Origin of the sequence: Rheinheimera sp. A13L (genome assembly GCF_000217935.1) — a bacterium.
Classification (GTDB): domain Bacteria; phylum Pseudomonadota; class Gammaproteobacteria; order Enterobacterales; family Alteromonadaceae; genus Pararheinheimera.
Genome location: NZ_AFHI01000067.1, coordinates 71091 through 87254 on the forward strand (window position 1 = coordinate 71091; position 16164 = coordinate 87254).

General features: G+C 45.6%; 18 protein-coding genes. 15 read left to right on the plus strand and 3 right to left on the minus strand.

Annotation, left to right across the window (positions count from 1 at the left end):
* The first annotated feature begins 8 nt into the window (after window positions 1-8).
* From aroK to RHEIN_RS18310, 4 genes are read left to right on the plus strand one after another with little or no spacing between them, the layout of a single operon-like run.
* Window positions 9-527: a shikimate kinase AroK gene (gene aroK / locus RHEIN_RS18295; protein ID WP_008900467.1), complete on the plus strand. Its 519-nt coding sequence runs from the start codon at window positions 9-11 to the stop codon at window positions 525-527.
* 39 nt (window positions 528-566) lie between these two features.
* The gene (aroB, locus tag RHEIN_RS18300; protein WP_008900468.1) at window positions 567-1634 is read left to right on the plus strand and encodes a 3-dehydroquinate synthase; all 1068 of its coding nucleotides are present in this window, start codon (window positions 567-569) and stop codon (window positions 1632-1634) included.
* Complete coding sequence (locus tag RHEIN_RS20555) at window positions 1631-3403, plus strand: SPOR domain-containing protein (protein WP_008900469.1); 1773 nt, start codon at window positions 1631-1633, stop codon at window positions 3401-3403. Before aroB ends, RHEIN_RS20555 begins: the two co-directional genes overlap by 4 nt.
* 36 nt (window positions 3404-3439) lie before the next feature.
* Window positions 3440-4339 carry a Dam family site-specific DNA-(adenine-N6)-methyltransferase gene (locus tag RHEIN_RS18310; protein ID WP_008900470.1) on the plus strand — a complete coding sequence of 300 codons (900 nt, stop codon included), beginning with the start codon at window positions 3440-3442 and terminating at the stop codon, window positions 4337-4339.
* Here the strand turns inward: RHEIN_RS18310 and RHEIN_RS21480 are convergent.
* The 3 genes from RHEIN_RS21480 to RHEIN_RS18320 all read right to left on the minus strand — a co-directional run bounded on the left by RHEIN_RS21480 (window position 4258) and on the right by RHEIN_RS18320 (window position 5639).
* On the minus strand, window positions 4258-4452 hold the full coding sequence (locus tag RHEIN_RS21480) for a DUF2970 domain-containing protein (protein ID WP_083826343.1): 195 nt from the start codon (window positions 4450-4452) through the stop codon (window positions 4258-4260). The genes RHEIN_RS18310 and RHEIN_RS21480 overlap by 82 nt on opposite strands.
* Window position 4453: 1 nt before the next feature.
* Complete coding sequence (locus RHEIN_RS18315; RefSeq protein WP_008900471.1) at window positions 4454-4720, minus strand: hypothetical protein; 267 nt, start codon at window positions 4718-4720, stop codon at window positions 4454-4456.
* Window positions 4721-4886: 166 nt separating this feature from the next.
* Window positions 4887-5639 carry a TorF family putative porin gene (locus tag RHEIN_RS18320; RefSeq protein WP_008900472.1) on the minus strand — a complete coding sequence of 251 codons (753 nt, stop codon included), beginning with the start codon at window positions 5637-5639 and terminating at the stop codon, window positions 4887-4889.
* A gap of 240 nt (window positions 5640-5879) precedes the next feature.
* On the opposite strand from RHEIN_RS18320, the gene rpe reads away from it, so the two are divergent.
* From rpe to speD, 11 genes are all read left to right on the plus strand, one after another.
* Window positions 5880-6554 (plus strand): ribulose-phosphate 3-epimerase, encoded by a 675-nt coding sequence (gene rpe, locus RHEIN_RS18325; protein WP_008900473.1) that lies wholly within the window; start codon window positions 5880-5882, stop codon window positions 6552-6554.
* On the plus strand, window positions 6554-7237 hold the full coding sequence (locus tag RHEIN_RS18330) for a phosphoglycolate phosphatase (protein ID WP_008900474.1): 684 nt from the start codon (window positions 6554-6556) through the stop codon (window positions 7235-7237). Before rpe ends, RHEIN_RS18330 begins: the two co-directional genes overlap by 1 nt.
* Entirely contained in the window at window positions 7238-8269 is a 1032-nt protein-coding gene (trpS, locus tag RHEIN_RS18335) for a tryptophan--tRNA ligase (protein WP_008900475.1), read from the plus strand.
* A 48-nt stretch (window positions 8270-8317) separates the two neighbouring features.
* Complete coding sequence (locus RHEIN_RS18340; RefSeq protein WP_008900476.1) at window positions 8318-8911, plus strand: anthranilate synthase component II; 594 nt, start codon at window positions 8318-8320, stop codon at window positions 8909-8911.
* A 35-nt stretch (window positions 8912-8946) separates the two neighbouring features.
* Window positions 8947-10065, plus strand: a complete 1119-nt coding sequence (locus tag RHEIN_RS18345) for an HDOD domain-containing protein (protein WP_008900477.1) — start codon at window positions 8947-8949, stop codon at window positions 10063-10065.
* 321 nt (window positions 10066-10386) lie between these two features.
* Window positions 10387-11604, plus strand: a complete 1218-nt coding sequence (locus tag RHEIN_RS18350) for an aspartate aminotransferase family protein (protein ID WP_008900478.1) — start codon at window positions 10387-10389, stop codon at window positions 11602-11604.
* A 99-nt stretch (window positions 11605-11703) separates the two neighbouring features.
* Window positions 11704-12720: an arginine N-succinyltransferase gene (gene astA, locus RHEIN_RS18355; RefSeq protein ID WP_008900479.1), complete on the plus strand. Its 1017-nt coding sequence runs from the start codon at window positions 11704-11706 to the stop codon at window positions 12718-12720.
* 19 nt (window positions 12721-12739) lie between these two features.
* Window positions 12740-14212 carry a succinylglutamate-semialdehyde dehydrogenase gene (gene astD / locus RHEIN_RS18360; protein ID WP_008900480.1) on the plus strand — a complete coding sequence of 491 codons (1473 nt, stop codon included), beginning with the start codon at window positions 12740-12742 and terminating at the stop codon, window positions 14210-14212.
* Window positions 14213-14388: 176 nt separating this feature from the next.
* Entirely contained in the window at window positions 14389-14739 is a 351-nt protein-coding gene (locus RHEIN_RS18365; RefSeq protein ID WP_008900481.1) for a DUF3802 family protein, read from the plus strand.
* A 69-nt stretch (window positions 14740-14808) separates the two neighbouring features.
* On the plus strand, window positions 14809-15237 hold the full coding sequence (locus RHEIN_RS18370; protein ID WP_008900482.1) for an OsmC family protein: 429 nt from the start codon (window positions 14809-14811) through the stop codon (window positions 15235-15237).
* Between the two features lie 62 nt (window positions 15238-15299).
* A complete protein-coding gene (gene speD, locus RHEIN_RS18375; protein WP_008900483.1) occupies window positions 15300-16106 on the plus strand; it encodes an adenosylmethionine decarboxylase in 807 nt (268 codons plus the stop codon).
* The last annotated feature ends 58 nt before the right edge of the window (window positions 16107-16164 follow it).

Sequence of the window (16164 nt, forward strand, 5' to 3'; positions counted from 1 at the left end):
TACGAACTATGGCAGAAAAACGCAATATCTTCCTGGTAGGCCCAATGGGTGCAGGCAAAAGTACAATTGGCCGTCATTTAGCAGACATGCTTCATCTCGAATTCTACGACTCAGATCAGGAAATTGAACGCCGCACTGGTGCAGATATAGCCTGGGTATTTGATCTGGAAGGCGAAGAGGGATTCCGTGTTCGCGAAGAAAACGTGATCTCGGACTTAACAGAGTTACAAGGCATAGTACTGGCGACTGGTGGTGGCTCAGTGCTGAGCAAAGAAACCCGCAACCGTTTATCCGCGCGTGGCATAGTGGTTTATTTAGAAACCCCTATAGAGAAACAAGTGGCCCGTACTCAACGTGACAAAAGACGTCCGTTGTTACAAACCGAAGAGGCACCTAAAGAGGTGCTGGAACGTCTGGCGGCTGAGCGTAATCCTCTGTATGAAGAGATTGCTGACTTTACCGTACGTACAGACGAACAAAGTGCCCGTTCAGTAGCGAATCAAATCGTTGAACAACTTGGTTTCTAGTTTGAGATAACTTTTCAGGGATATTAAGGAGAGCTGTGTATGCAAAAAGTTGCAGTACAACTTGGAGAGCGCAGCTACCCTATCCTGATCAGTCCCCAGTTATTTGCTCAGCCTTTGACGGATTTTTTACCTCAAGCCCGTCAGGTAGTAATTATTTCTAATCCAGTGGTTGCAGGGCTTTATTTGCCTGCTGTCACTGCATTATTTCCCAACTCTGTTGTGCACTCCTTTATTTTACCTGATGGTGAAGCCTATAAAACCCTGAGCTCTTTTGAGCAGGTGATGTCCTTTTTGCTTGAACACAAAATCAACCGTGATGTGTTACTGGTGGCTTTGGGGGGCGGAGTGATTGGCGATCTGACTGGTTTTGTCGCTGCCTGTTATCAGCGGGGGGTGCGTTTTATTCAGGTACCTACCACTTTGTTGTCCCAGGTAGACTCTTCAGTGGGCGGTAAAACCGCAGTCAATCATCCCTTAGGTAAAAATATGATTGGCGCTTTTAAGCAACCTGATCTGGTGCTGATCAATACCTCTGTCTTAAGTTCGCTGCCTGCTGCAGAATTTGCCGCAGGTATGGCAGAAGTCATTAAGTATGCACTGATCAGCGACCTGACCTTTTTTCACTGGCTGGAACAAAATCAACAGGCTATCCGTGAACTTCAGCCTGCCGTCGTAGGCGAAATGATCCGCCATTGTTGTCAGATGAAAGCGGACATTGTCAGCCGTGATGAAACAGAACAAGGTGAACGGGCTTTATTAAACTTAGGCCATACCTTTGGTCACGCCATTGAAGCTTTTTTAGGGTATGGACACTGGTTACATGGCGAAGCTGTGGCTGTGGGTATGGTGATGGCAGCACAACTGGCCGTCAGCCGTGGTGATGTCAACACTGAAGAATTACAACGTATAATTCAATTGTTATCTGCCTTTGATTTGCCTGTGGCGCCGCCAGAGCAGATGAAAATTGCAGATTTTATGCCTTATATGAAAACCGATAAAAAAGTACAGGCAGGCAAAATGCGCTTTATCGTGCCCACCGCATTAGGGCAAAGCGCAATAGTCGATGATGTGACCGAACAAGAACTAATGGCTCTCTTCAGCATATGAGTAAACAAGCTCTGCAACAGCGTTTAACGCAACAATCAGGCCTTTTAGGTACCCAACGTCAGTTACTGCAACGTTTGCTGTTGCAGCTGGAATTTAATCAGCCTGACCGTTTACAACTGGTGGGGTCAAGCGGTAGTGGAAAATCTACCTTGATCCTGACGCTGGCTGAAATTTGCTCTGAGCAGTTTAATCTGGCTTTGTTACAGGCTGATGCCAGTCTGACCCCTGTTGATGTATTAAAAGTACTTCAGCAACAATGGCTTGGCTCTGCAGCTATGCCCCGCACTTTGACGGACTTTGTGGCTCAGTTGGATAAATCACAACAATACCTGTTGCTGGTGGACGATGCAGATCAATTAAACGAAGCCAGTTGGCTGCTTGTTCAGCAACTGCCAGTCAGCGTGTTTATCAGTAGCCTCAAGGCTAAAAATGATATTCGTCTGGCGATGAATATTCCGGCATTCACTGAAGAAGAAGCCGCTGAATTGTTAGCTCCCTATCATTTACAGGGCCGTGAGCAACGCGAACGTATTGAAGATTGTGCCGGTGATTTGCATCTATTGCTGCATGGTCTGAATGCCAGTTCCCCTCGTAAAGCTGCTATTTTCTCTAAACCCAAAGCAGAAGCCGCTGCTTCATCGCTGGATTTTACAGCCAGGGAAGAGAACGCTGCTCCTGTTTTTGTGGCCGGAGCCAGAGATCATAGTTTTGATTTAAATGACAGGGATGACCCGCTGGGACTTCGTGCTACAGATACAGCAGAAGAGCAGCCATCCTTTTCAATAGAAAACGAACAACGCAGTGATTATCGCAGTCGCGCTGTGGAAGAAAAAAAACCTGCAAAGCAGGCTTCAGGTCAGTTTTTTTCACCATTTTTAGTTATGAGCCTGGGTTTTGGTTTGATTGCTGCTGTGGTGATGTTCTGGTTGTGGACTGAGCAACAGTTCAGGGAGCCTATTGCTGCTGATATGGTGCCTTATTATCCAGCGGCGGATACCAGTGCTGCAGCGCGCCTGCAAGCGGATCGTCATTTTGAGCCTACAGTAGAAATCAAAGCAGAGATACCAGCCCAGTCCACTGCTGCGGTAAATCATTCTGCAGCAGCAAACACAGCGCAAGCAGTGGTTGCTGATCAGGGCTTGCCACAAATGGCGATGGAAAGAAACACTGATGCTGCCAGCATGATAGAGCGCCGGGAAGTGGCTAAAGATGACAACGGTTTGCCGCAACAACAAATAGTCTCTATGACGATTGAATCTGTGCCTATGCGTGAGCAGCCCGTGATCCCTGCGTTACCTGCACCAGGTGAAGACGCTGTGTTCGTTGAACCTGAAGCCGCAGCAGAGCTCCCTGTTGTTCAGGCGCCAGTTCAGACTTCAACTGAAACTGCAGCCGGGCAAAATGATTTAGTTGCGGAAATGGCGGCTGATGCCGGACAAATTTCCCCAGCAGCCCAAACCTCAACTCAATACGATGCTGCTGTATTGTTGGGGATGCTGCCAGACACTGTCGCTATTCAACTGGGTGTCTTTTCGCAGGAAGCTGCGGCGAAGAAATTTTTACAGCAATATTCGACCTTAAACTTGCAACTGTATCAACGTCAGCAGCAAGGTAAAACTCAGTTTGTTGTGGTTTCTGCTTCTTATGTGAATGGTGGTGCTGCCAGGCAGCAAGTGAAGTCTTTACCTGAAGAGTTAAGACAACAAACCCCATTTGTGAAGCCTTTAAGTGATATTCAGCGTGAGATCCGCTCAGCCAATGCGAACTAAAGTGATACAACCGCAGAGCGCACAGGTGCTTTACTTATGCTGAAAAAATCCAGAGCTTTTCTGAAATGGGCTGGCGGAAAATATAATTTAGTAGACGCCATTTCTCTGCAGCTGCCAAAGGCACCTTTGTTGGTCGAACCTTTTGTCGGAGCCGGTTCAGTATTTTTGAACACGGATTATCCGGAGTACCTGCTGAATGATATCAATGCGGATCTGATCAACCTGTATCAGTTGTTGCAAACTCAGCCCGCTGAATTTATTGCCGATGCCAGAGGGCTATTTGTCCAAAGCAGTAATGAAAAAAGCAGCTATCTGTCATTTCGGGAAGAGTTTAATCAAAGTACGGACAGTTATCAGCGTTCCTTGTTATTTTTGTATCTGAATCGTCATGGCTACAACGGTTTATGCCGTTACAACAGCAGTGGTAAATTTAACGTGCCTTTTGGCAGCTATAAAAAGCCGTATTTCCCCGAAGCTGAATTATGGTTTTTTGCGGAAAAAGCGTTAAAAGCAAAGTTTGTTTGTATGGATTACAACAAGCTGATGCAACACATTAAAGCACCTGCAGTAGTGTATTGTGATCCACCTTATGTGCCACTGAGCCGCACTGCCAGCTTTACGTCCTATGCTAAAAACAGTTTTGATTTGGATGATCAGGCAGAACTGGCGAATCTGGCCGAAAATTGCCAGAGCCGTGGTATTAGCGTTGTGATCAGTAATCACGACACTATTTTAACCCGTAAGTTATATGAGAAAGCAGAGTTGACCTCTATTCAGGTCGGGCGTTCTATCAGTCAAAAAGGTGCAACACGAGGCAAAGTCGCAGAGCTTTTTGCTTTATATGCAAGCAGTGCTCAGCCTTCGACGACCCAACTGACCAACAGCAGCAATAACCCAATAAAAATAACCACAGCAAAAATTCCTGCCACTAAATAAGGCCAGATGCTTGTTGTCTGAAAGTCTTGTTGACGTTGTTGCTCAGATTGAACCCCAACAATAGCACCGAATACGGCTTTGAGTACCTGCTTAAAGCCCGGAGCTTTTGCCATTTTACCCTCTTTGGTTAAAACGGTTCAGTAACTCAAGTAAGTCAACAAAGTGAAATTGAGTGGAGCGGCTGTTGCCTTGTAACCAACTAAACCAGCTTTGCTGAGAAGGTTGACACAATGACGTAATAGCCAATGGTTTAGCGGGATCAGCCTGAACTGAGGCCTGACATAATTCAGTGGTTGAATCTTTATGTTGGTAGGCCACAACACCAAGACACAAGCTAATGGCCAGAGCGGACACTATTTTGCGGTTTGCTTGCTGTTTCATACGAACCTCAACTGGTTGAATTATGTGCTGGATGATACTCAAGTTGAGAACAAGTTACAAGTTTATAACTTGGCCAGCCAGTGACAAAAGTCACTTTTAGTCGTGTTTTTTGCGGAAATCGAAGGGAAAGCAGGGCAAAATTGTGGATTTGCCCTGCAAGGACAGATTAGAAGGATTTACTTAAGGTCAATACGGCACGGCCATCACATAAATCGCATTCTGCAGAACCTTCGATATCAGTGTCTGCATACTTCAGCGATACGCCAGCACCCCAGACTTCTGTACTGAAGCCTAGACTCCAGTCGAGGTAAGTATCTTTACTTACAGGACCAGCAGCTAAAAAGGTGGAAAATTCCTCTGCGTCTTCAAAGACGTTGTAGCCAAAATGCAGATCAATGGCAAAATTCTCAGCCATCTGGTACTTGTAATCAGCAGATAAGTAGTAGTAGTCGTTTACATCAGTACCAAAATAGTCCGGCGAATAAGCGACACCTAAAGTCCAGCTGTCATAAAAAAACTTGGCGTAACCTTCGAAGAAATCAAATTGGTCTACATCGTTATCGCCTTTTGGATAACGGTACTGCATAACACCTACATCCACATTCCAGCTTTCATTTAAAGCGCCAGTCCAACCGCCCAGAATGTCAAGCTCCATGCTACCTTCACCAAACTTGATATTTGAACCCCAGGCCGACACATAAAAGCCAGATTCTCCACTTAAAGTAAAGCCACCCTGAACTGCAGGGCCTTCATCCGTTTGCGAAATACCGCGGAATAAATAATCTGAGGTAAAGGCCACGTTACCTGAAAGGGTGGCCGCATTCACACCAAAACTGCTGCCCGCGATCAGTAAAGCCGCGAGGCTAAGGCGAATTGTATTAGGTGTTGCTTTTGATCCCAGTGTTACTTTTTTTGTCATTTTATTTGCCCTTATCTATTAGTTCCCGTGAATACAGTCCATTTTTTATGCCAGTGCTTTATTCATATATAAATCATATAGATAGTAGTTTGATACTGGGGGCTTTGCTAAATAATGTGCAAAAACGGTGCGTTATTGCCTGCTTTTTGTGCAGAAGACCTTGTCAACAAAGATGATTTTTCCTCAGCGATTCAGTAAAGTCTGGGCCTCGCTTTATGACAACAGCTTTTTGGAGAGAAAATGCGCCAACAGAACTGGATTGCTCCATCAATTCTATCTGCAGATTTTGCCCGTTTGGGTGAGGATGTCGCCCGGGTTCTGCATGCCGGGGCTGATGTTGTGCATTTTGATGTGATGGACAATCACTATGTGCCAAATTTGACCTTTGGCCCTATGATTTGCAGCGCTTTACGCAACTATGGCATCACAGCTCCTGTGGATGTGCATCTGATGGTCGAAAATGTGGACAGCCTGGTGCCTGCTTTTGCAGAGGCCGGGGCTTCTATCATCAGTTTTCATCCTGAAGCATCTAAACACGTTGATCGTACTTTGCAGCTAATCCGCCAACAGGGTTGTAAAGCCGGCCTGGTGTTTAATCCGGCAACTCCGTTAAGTTACCTGGATTATGTGCTGGATAAAGTCGATTTGGTGCTGCTGATGTCGGTCAACCCTGGTTTTGGTGGTCAGTCTTTTATTCCTGCTACCTTAAAGAAACTGCAACAAGCCCGGCAGATCATTGACCAAAGCGGTTTGCCAATCCGGCTGGAAGTTGATGGTGGCGTTAAAGTTGAGAACATCCGCGACATTGCAGAAGCAGGTGCTGATACCTTTGTGGCTGGCTCTGCCATTTTCAGTCAGAGTGATTACCAGAAGGTGATTGAGCAGATGCGTGCTGAGCTGGCCGGAGTGAATTAGTGCGTCCTTTTCAATTGTTAGCTTTTGATTTAGATGGCACTTTGGCAGACAGCGCGCCGGATATTTTACCTGCGTTAAATCAGATGATGGCAACACTTGGCAAAGAGCAGGTCAGTCTGGTTCAGGTGCAGCATTGGCTGGGCAATGGCATGGCGATGTTGATTAAAAGAGCATTAACAGGCCAGCTTGAACCCGAACATTGTGATAGCACTGAGTTTAACCAGGCTCAGCAGCTGTTTATAGACTTTTACCAGCAAAGCAATGGCTCACAGACCCGTTTATTTGACCAGGTGCCCGAAGTATTGGCGCAGTTAAGTCTGCTGTATCCTTTAGCTGTAGTCACCAATAAACCACGGCAATTTACCGAACCTTTGTTGCGGCATTTAGGCATTCAGCACTTCTTTAAAGCGATTTGGTGTGCTGATGATGTCGACAAAGCTAAACCTGATCCACAGATGTTGTTGGCTTTGGCGGCTCAGCAACAGCTGCCAGTTACCGACATTTTGTTGGTTGGGGATTCCGAAAACGATATATTTGCGGCCCGGGCTGCTGGTATGCCTGTCATTGCGCTGAGCTATGGGTATAATCACGGCCAATCCATTGCACAAAGTCAGCCGGATCTGGTGTTGGAGTCTTTCTCCTTGTTACCAGATGCCATTTGTTGTTTAGAACAGGAAAGATAGATGTCAGAGTCAAAATCCAATACCCCAACAGCTAAACCTATAGTCTTAAGTGGTGCTCAGCCTTCAGGCCAGCTCACTATTGGAAATTATCTGGGGGCTTTGCGTCAATGGGACAGAATGCAGGATGACTACGATTGTTTGTACTGTATTGTGGATTTGCATGCCATTACCGTACGTCAGGACCCTGTTGCGCTGCGTAACGCTTCACTCGACAGTCTGGCCTTGTATCTGGCCTGCGGCATAGACCCAAACCGTTCCAGTGTGTTTATGCAATCTCATGTGCCAGAACACAGCCAGCTGAACTGGATTTTAAATTGCTACACCCAGTTTGGTGAATTAAGCCGCATGACGCAGTTTAAAGATAAATCTGAACGTCACAACAATAACGTCAATGCCGGTTTATTTACTTATCCTGTGCTGATGGCGGCCGATATTCTGGTGTATAACGCGAATCAGGTTCCTGTAGGCCATGATCAGAAACAGCATCTTGAATTAGCCCGGGATATTGCCAGCCGCTTTAATGCCTTGCACGGCGATGTATTTACTGTGCCTGAACCTTATATTCCTGGTGTGGCTGCACGAGTGATGAGTTTGCAGGAACCCACCAAAAAAATGTCCAAGTCGGATGAGAATCCGTGGAATTTTGTTGGTCTGCTGGAAGATCCGAAGATGATCAGCAAGAAATTCAAAAAGGCTATGACGGATTCTGAAGATCCACCTCGTGTGGCTTATGATCTGGAAAACAAAGCGGGTGTGGCTAACTTGCTGAGCATATTAAGTGGTGTGACTGGTCAGTCGATTGACAGTCTGGTGGCTGAGTACGAAGGCAAAATGTACGGTCACTTAAAAGGTGATGTGGCGGATGCTGTCATTGCCTTATTAGAACCTGTACAAGCGAAATTCCATGAAATTCGCCAGGATCAGACACTGATAAATCAGGTATTAAAACAAGGTGCTGCACAAGCAAGATCCCGCGCTGCAGTAACACTTGAAAAAGTGTATGAGGCTGTTGGTTTTGTGTTACCTGCCTAAATTAATTAGGGTTAAGTTGCGACATCGTATTATAAAAGCCGGATTGTTATGATTGTATTGATAGATAATTACGATTCTTTTACCTACAATTTAGTTCAGTATTTTGCTGAATTAGGGGAGCAGGTACTGGTAAGGCGTAACGATGAAATCAGTCTGACTCAAATAGCTGCGATCCGGCCCTCCTGCCTGGTGATTTCCCCTGGTCCTTGTAGTCCTGATCAGGCTGGAATTTCACTCGCAGCTATTCAGCATTTTGCAGGACAAATTCCTATTTTAGGGGTATGTTTAGGCCATCAGGCGATAGCTCAGGCTTTTGGTGCTAAAGTGGTGCGGGCTAAAACTGTGATGCATGGGAAAAACTCGCTGATTAAACATAAAGAGCGGGGCTTATTTCAGGGGTTGAATAACCCTTTGAATGTAACACGCTACCACTCTTTGGTTGTTGATCGTCATTCAGTGCCGGATGACTTTAGTATTGAAGCCTGGACTGAAGCAGAACAGCCGGAAATTATGGCTCTGTCGCATAAAAAGTTGCCTGTGCATGGGGTGCAATTTCATCCCGAGGCGATATTAACTGAGCAAGGTCATCAGTTATTGCAGAACTTTCTGACATTGTGCAAAGGCCTGAACAATAATGGATAAATAAGGTGTGTAAACACACAAAGTAAAGGGTAGTTATGTCTTTGTCTTCTTTCTCCTCTCTGGAGCAGCTGTTTATTGATAATCTGATTGGTGTTGATCCTAATCAGAAGCGTTTACGTTATTTAAAAAACCAGCAAAGCACCAATGAACAGCGTCCTATGCTGGAGGTCGAACGTAAAGCACTCGAAGCCCGCCAGTCTGGTGAAAACGCCAAAAAAATCTTCCTCGACTTTACTCAGGCGCATCTGCACGACGAAGTTGCACAGGAATTGATGCAACGCCTGAGCAGCATCGAAGTGGTCAGCAGTTCATTATTTGATTTAGGTCCCAACTTCCCGGCATTAATTGATGCTTTAAGTGCAAAAGCCGTCACCTTAAACCAGTTGGATCCACTGATCAGTAATGTGGAATGGATGAAGGAAGATGTGCTGCGTTTAGTCAACCAGCCTCGTTATCGTAATAAAACCAGCTCAGGCAATTTGGTAAAGGATATTAAAACCGCATTAAGATTCCTTGGCATCGAAGCGTTACAGGCCTTGGTTCCTGTGTATGCGTTCCGGCACTGTATCCCGCATTCCACAGACCCTTTTGCGCAATTTAAAGTCAAAATATGGGAATACTCTTTGGCCACAGCTATAGCTGCCCGTGAGATTGCCAATGCACAGGGCTTAAATGGTTTTGTTGCTTTTTGTGCTGCTATGTTCCAGACCATGGGCCATATGGTGGTGATCCGCAACTACTTACGCAGTTATGCTCAGGTGAAACGTACTGAGTTATTACGAGCCCGTGATGCCCGCGATAATGAACTGACCGATGCTTTAGAAGCTTTAGATGCTGACGCAGGCTTTTTATCCAGCAGCATTGAAGAATTTGCCGCTATTATCAGTGCGGATCTAATAGCGCGCTGGCAGTTAAAACGTATGCCATTGGCCGCTATTCTGGATCAAATTGCGGATGATACGCCGTTAAGCAGTTGCAGTGATTTAACCCGTGTGGTCAAACAAGCCAATACTTATGTGCAGGTAAAGTTTCTGGTGAATGAGCAGAGACTGGATGTAGAAGAAGCCAATAAAGCGTTAAACGACGCAGGCGTTCATAACGAAATGCGCAAAATGTTGTCCCAACTTGACCTGAAAAAGCTGTCTTTTGAATAATTTCAAAAAAATTAGTCAATAAACATGCAGTTTTTTTCAACAGCACTTCTGTAGAGTCAAAAGGCAGAGCAGATCAACAGGGCCATTCGTTCCTCTGTGTTTTTCTGCTCTGTTTCCTGAAGAAAGCAAATAGCTAGTTATTCACATCCTATGCAAAACTATCTGGAAGCCTTATTTTTCAAGGCTTTTGGCCCTTCTGACAGCAAGACTTTTCATTTTTTATCTGTAATAATGCGGTGAAGCATCTTTTTCCGTTTGCTGTTTTTTACTGAAAATTTGACCAGAGTAAACAGCGGACTTTTATTGCAGCAGAGGTAAAAAATGGCAGAACATATTCAGGTCACCCGTGCTTTATTTGATGAAGTGATGGTTCCAAACTATGCACCGGCACCTATTATTCCGGTCCGTGGTCAAGGCTCCCGGGTCTGGGATCAGGCGGGTCGTGAATACGTTGACTTTGCTGGTGGTATAGCAGTAAACGCCTTAGGTCATTGCCATCCGGCATTGGTGTCTGCTTTAAAAGAACAAGCCGACAAGTTATGGCATTTAAGTAATGTGATGACCAACGAGCCTGCTATTCGTCTGGCGCAAAAGTTAGTCGATAGTACCTTTGCTGAAAAAGTTTATTTTGCTAACTCAGGCGCTGAAGCCAATGAAGCTGCTTTAAAGCTGGCACGTCGTTGGGCTTTGGATAACTTTGGTGCGCAAAAACAACAAATTATCTCTTTTGGTAAAAGCTTCCACGGCCGTACCTTTTTCACTGTCACGGTAGGTGGCCAGGCTGCCTATTCAGATGGTTTTGGCCCTAAGCCAGGTGCTATTGACCATGCAGAATACAACAACCTCGAAAGCTTAAAAGCGCTGATGTCTGACAACACCTGTGCGGTCATTTTAGAGCCAGTGCAGGGGGAAGGCGGTATTATTCCGGGTGAGGTTGCATTCCTGCAAGGCGTGCGTGATTTATGTAATCAATTCAATGCGCTGATGATTTATGACGAAGTGCAATCCGGTGTTGGCCGTACTGGTAAACTTTATGCCTATATGCACAGCAATGTAGTGCCTGACATTTTGACCACAGCCAAGTCTTTAGGTGGTGGTTTCCCGGTGGGCGCTATGCTGACCACTACAGCTATCGCCAGTCATTTAAAAGTAGGCACTCATGGCAGCACCTATGGTGGCAACCCATTGGCTTGTGCTGTAGCTGAAGCCGCTTTGGATACCATCAACCAACCAGCAGTTCTGAATGGTGTATTGGAGCGCGAACAGTTGTTCCGTCGTGAGCTGGCTGCTATCAACGAAAAACACAATGTGTTCAGTACTGTACGTGGTCAGGGCATGTTGTTAGGTGCTGTGTTAAACGACGAGTTTAAAGGCCGTTCACGTGACTTTTTCCTTGCTGCCGCTGATCAGGGCTTATTTGCTTTAGTGGCAGGCCCGGATGTGGTGCGTTTTGCTCCTTCTTTAGTGATCCCTGAAGCAGATATTATCGAAGGCATGAAACGTTTTGAAAAAGCAGTAGCCCAAGTGAAACAAGGCTGAATTTAGCTTCTGTACACTGTTTGACTACATAACAATAAAGCAAAAAATGAAGCGCCTTTTCAAAGGCGCTCTGAAGCAAAATAACTGGAGTAAGCGACTATGATGGTCATTCGCCCAATCCGAGCCGAAGATTATCCTGAACTGTACGATATTGCTGTCGAATCAGGTCATGGCTTTACTTCGTTGCCCGTCAATGATGAGTTGTTACAGCGTAAGATCAGCAGATCTGAAGCCTCCTTTGCCAAAAAGGTCGATAAGCCAGGCGATGAAGGTTATCTCTTTGTACTGGAAGATACAGAAACTGCAGCAGTGGTGGGGACCAGTGCTATTGAAGCCGCAGTAGGGCTGGAAGATGCGTTTTACCATTATCATTTGGGTAAAGTAGTGCATACCTCCAGAGCCTTAGGGGTTTATAACCCTGTGGATATTCTGACTTTGTGTAACGACTACACAGGGGTCTCTGAGCTTTGTACGCTGTTTTTACGTGAATCCTGCCGCAAACAAAATAATGGCCGTTTGTTATCCAAATTCCGCTTTTTATTTATTGCTGAATTCCGCTCGCGTTTTGCCGACAGGGTCATTGCAGAAATGCGTGGTGTGTCGGATGAAGATGGTCATTCACCCTTCTGGAAATGGCTGCAGGACAGCTTTTTTTCTGTGGATTTCCCGACAGCGGACTACCTGACCGGCATAGGCCAGAAGGTGTTTATTGCTGAGCTGATGCCAAAATACCCTATTTACGTCAGTTTATTGAGTAAAGAAGCTCAGGCTGTGATTGGCAAAGTGCATGAAAAAACCCGTCCGGCTTTGGCCTTACTGCAATCAGAAGGTTTTTCCAATACAGGTTATGTCGATATTTTTGATGCAGGCCCAACGGTCGAAGCCAAAGTGGAGCATATCCGCACTGTGCGCGGCAGCCGCAAGCTGCAGGTGCAGATTGGTACTGTGACAAGTGGTCTGCCTTATATGGTGTCTAACACTAAGCTGGAAGACTTCAGAGCGACCTGGTTGCAACTGCATGTTGATGAAAACAGCGAGGTAGTGATTCTGCCTCAGGACTGTGCTGATTTATTGCAGGTCACCAATGGCGACTGGGTGCGTTTAGCCCGGATTTAATCTTTAACGGACGGACATCATGACAGAATTAGCAGTGCAATTTATTAATGGTCAGTGGCAACAAGGTGCTGGCAGTTTATTTTCTTCGTTAAACCCGGCCAAACAACAGCTGATTTGGCAAGGCCAAAGCGCAGACGCCACTCAGGTCAACAGTGCCATAGAGGCTGCCAGAGCGGCTTTTGAAGACTGGAGCGAGTTAACTTTTGATGCGCGTTTAGAGATAGCCCGTGCTTTTGCCGCGCAGCTGACAGAACACAAAGAACAATTCGCTTTGTGTATTGCAGAAGAAACAGGCAAGCCTTTATGGGAAACCCGCACTGAAGTAGCGGCTATGATTGGCAAAATCGATATCTCTGCCCGTGCTTATAAGGAAAGAACAGGGGTGAAAGAAAACCCTATGCCACAGGGTAAAGCCTGGATCCGCCACAAGCCTCATGGGGTAGTGGCTGTGTTTGGTCCTTACAACTTCCCAGGTCATTTACCTAATGGTCATATAGTGCCGGCTTTATTGGCGGGCAATACAGTGGTATTTAAACCCAGCGAACTGACACCAAAAGTAGCAGAACTGACAGTGCAGTTGTGGCAAAAAGCCGGTTTACCTGCTGGTGTGCTGAATTTACTGCAAGGTGAAATTGAGACAGGTAAAGCTATTGCCAGCCACCCTGGTATTGATGGTTTATTTTTTACCGGCAGCTCTGGTACAGGTCATTATTTACATCAACAGTTTGCTGGTCAGCCGCATAAAATTTTGGCCCTGGAAATGGGGGGCAACAACCCTCTTATCGTCCAGAAAGTGAAAGATATAGATGCAGCAGTGCATGACATTATTCAATCGGCTTTTATCTCCGCAGGCCAGCGTTGTACGTGCGCACGCCGCTTGTATTTGCCGCTAGGTGCGGAAGGCGATGCGATACTGGCTCGTTTGCTTGAGGTGACTAAAGCTCTGAAAGTGGGGCTGTACGATGATGTTGAACAGCCTTTTATGGGCACTTTAATTTCTGAAAAAGCAGCTTTAGGTATGCTCAAAGCGCAGCAGGATTTAATAGAGCGAGGCGCAAAGGTGTTGTTGGCTATGCAGCAGCAGCCACAAAGCCCGGCTATGTTAAGTCCTGGAATTCTGGACTGCAGTGCTATCAGCACTATGCCGGATGAAGAGCATTTTGGCCCCTTGTTAAAAGTGTTCCGTTTTGCTGATTTCAGCGATGCGATTAAAGCGGCCAATAATACCAGCTTTGGTTTGTCTGCCGGTTTATTGTCGGATGATGAAGACTTGTATCAGTTGTTTTTCCGCAAAGTCCGCGCAGGCATAGTGAACTGGAACCGGCCTATTACAGGCGCCAGTTCTGCGGCCCCTTTTGGTGGCATAGGCGGCAGCGGCAACCACAGAGCCAGTGCTTATTATGCGGCAGACTATTGTGCTTATCCGGTTGCTTCAGTAGAGCTTGAACAGTTGCAGTTACCAGAACAGTTGTCACCTGGTTTAAGCTTCTGATCCTGACTAAGTCAGTTTTTTTAGGTTTTATTTTAATCGGGGCTATGCCCCGATTTGTTTTATCAAACAAAATTTGCTTAAATGACATTCACTTATCGGCAAATTATCTGGGCTTTTTGGTCAAGCGCAGATAAAGTCCTGTATCCAGTGTTGTGCACTATAGGTGTCCCTTTTGTATGGTAACTGATAAACCCGGCTACGAGCATCTGATCCAGTTTCTGACTGAACATTTGTCGCTGTTTGAACAACGAGGACCGGTCGTCGCCGGCGCTAAAACTCTGGGAGAAGTGCTGGAAGAATCCATTGCTGAACAAATTATTCAGCTCTGTACTCAGCATACCGAACTTGAGATGAATCATCGCAGCATGATAGTGCGCGAAGTGGACGGCATCTTGTATGACTTTCAGGAAGTATTAGCTTCTGTACTGGAAGAGCCAGCGACTGAACAGCAAACAGAACTTATTCAGGAAATATCTTTATTGATTAAAAATCTGTTTGATACAGCTGTTGCTGCGTTGATGGATTAATCTTAACTAGCCTCATCTGACTGTTTTCCGTAAAATAGCCACTCTTTACTACGGACAACAGGATCTTCTATGCAAGCCAGTGTAAAATGGGCCGGTGACCAGACGTTTATTGGCCGCTCTGACAGTGGTCATAATGTGGTGTTTGATGCTCACAAAGAAGGCAGTGCTGCCCCAAGTCCTATGGAAATGGTGTTGATGGCAGCGGGTGCCTGTTCTTCGGTGGACGTCGTTAGTATTTTGCAAAAAGCCCGGCAGCAAGTCACTGATTGTGAAGTGATCTTAACTGGCGAACGTGTAGAAACTATTCCTCGTGTTTTCAGTAAAATTCATCTGCATTTTGTGGTAACAGGCTTTGACGTCAGCGAAAAACATGTGGAAAAGGCGGTGAATCTGTCGGCTGAGAAGTACTGCTCAGTGTCTATTATGTTGTCACAAAGCGTTGAAGTGACTCATTCTTTTAGTGTGAAACAATCTGAAGTACAGCCCGTGGCTGAATAAAGATTGCATCGGTGCAGCTGTTCTATACTGAATTGCAGCTCTGACTATTGAGGTAAGAAGACGTGGTTAAACCTTTTGAAAAACTAAGACTGCATGGTTTTAATAACCTGACCAAAAGCCTGAGTTTCAGCATTTACGATATTTGTTATGCCCAAACTGAGCAACATCGTCAGGAGTATATCTCCTACATAGACGAGCAATACAATGCAGACCGTCTGACCGATATCCTGAGCGAAGTGGTGGATATTATAGGCGCAAACATTTTAAATATTGCCCGGCAGGATTACGACCCTCAAGGGGCAAGTGTGACTATTCTGGTTAGTGAAGAACCTATTGAAGGTTCTCCGGATAATTCAGAAAACCCTGGTCCATTGCCAGACTCTGTGGTGGCTCACTTAGATAAAAGCCACATCTGTGTGCACACCTATCCTGAAGTACATCCACAGGATGGGATCTGCACCTTCCGTGCTGATATTGAAGTCTCAACTTGTGGTTTAATTTCACCACTGAAAGCGCTGAACTTCCTGATCCATAGCTTTGAGTCGGACATAGTAACCATAGATTATCGTGTCCGTGGTTTTACCCGTGATGTGAATGGCGTGAAACACTATATCGACCATCCTATTCATTCTATTCAGAACTTTATGGACAAGCAGACCAAAAATGCTTTCCAGATGGTGGATGTGAATGTGTATCAGGAAAACCTGTTCCATACCAAAATGATGCTCAAAGAGTATGATTTAAACAACTATCTGTTTGGTACTGGTGTGGGTGAACTGGATGACACACAACGCAAAGTCATCAATAAAAAAGTGAAACGCGAAATGCGGGAAATTTTTTACGGTCGTAATTTACCGGAAATGGAATAAGCATTTAAAAATGTGATTAGCCCCTTTTATACCCAAAGTAATTGGAGTTGCAGGGAGG

What these genes read in the sequence shown, in the direction of transcription:
- rpe (WP_008900473.1), top strand. Translation starts at nt 5,880, where the DNA reads ATGCGCCAACAGAACTGGATTGCTCCATCAATTCTATCTGCAGATTTT.
- RHEIN_RS18310 (WP_008900470.1), top strand. Translation starts at nt 3,440, where the DNA reads ATGCTGAAAAAATCCAGAGCTTTTCTGAAATGGGCTGGCGGAAAATAT.
- astA (WP_008900479.1), top strand. Translation starts at nt 11,704, where the DNA reads ATGATGGTCATTCGCCCAATCCGAGCCGAAGATTATCCTGAACTGTAC.
- RHEIN_RS18365 (WP_008900481.1), top strand. Translation starts at nt 14,389, where the DNA reads ATGGTAACTGATAAACCCGGCTACGAGCATCTGATCCAGTTTCTGACT.
- RHEIN_RS18320 (WP_008900472.1), bottom strand. Translation starts at nt 5,639, where the DNA reads ATGACAAAAAAAGTAACACTGGGATCAAAAGCAACACCTAATACAATT.
- aroB (WP_008900468.1), top strand. Translation starts at nt 567, where the DNA reads ATGCAAAAAGTTGCAGTACAACTTGGAGAGCGCAGCTACCCTATCCTG.
- RHEIN_RS18370 (WP_008900482.1), top strand. Translation starts at nt 14,809, where the DNA reads ATGCAAGCCAGTGTAAAATGGGCCGGTGACCAGACGTTTATTGGCCGC.
- RHEIN_RS18340 (WP_008900476.1), top strand. Translation starts at nt 8,318, where the DNA reads ATGATTGTATTGATAGATAATTACGATTCTTTTACCTACAATTTAGTT.
- aroK (WP_008900467.1), top strand. Translation starts at nt 9, where the DNA reads ATGGCAGAAAAACGCAATATCTTCCTGGTAGGCCCAATGGGTGCAGGC.
- RHEIN_RS18345 (WP_008900477.1), top strand. Translation starts at nt 8,947, where the DNA reads ATGTCTTTGTCTTCTTTCTCCTCTCTGGAGCAGCTGTTTATTGATAAT.
- RHEIN_RS20555 (WP_008900469.1), top strand. Translation starts at nt 1,631, where the DNA reads ATGAGTAAACAAGCTCTGCAACAGCGTTTAACGCAACAATCAGGCCTT.
- RHEIN_RS21480 (WP_083826343.1), bottom strand. Translation starts at nt 4,452, where the DNA reads ATGGCAAAAGCTCCGGGCTTTAAGCAGGTACTCAAAGCCGTATTCGGT.
- trpS (WP_008900475.1), top strand. Translation starts at nt 7,238, where the DNA reads ATGTCAGAGTCAAAATCCAATACCCCAACAGCTAAACCTATAGTCTTA.
- RHEIN_RS18315 (WP_008900471.1), bottom strand. Translation starts at nt 4,720, where the DNA reads ATGAAACAGCAAGCAAACCGCAAAATAGTGTCCGCTCTGGCCATTAGC.
- RHEIN_RS18350 (WP_008900478.1), top strand. Translation starts at nt 10,387, where the DNA reads ATGGCAGAACATATTCAGGTCACCCGTGCTTTATTTGATGAAGTGATG.
- astD (WP_008900480.1), top strand. Translation starts at nt 12,740, where the DNA reads ATGACAGAATTAGCAGTGCAATTTATTAATGGTCAGTGGCAACAAGGT.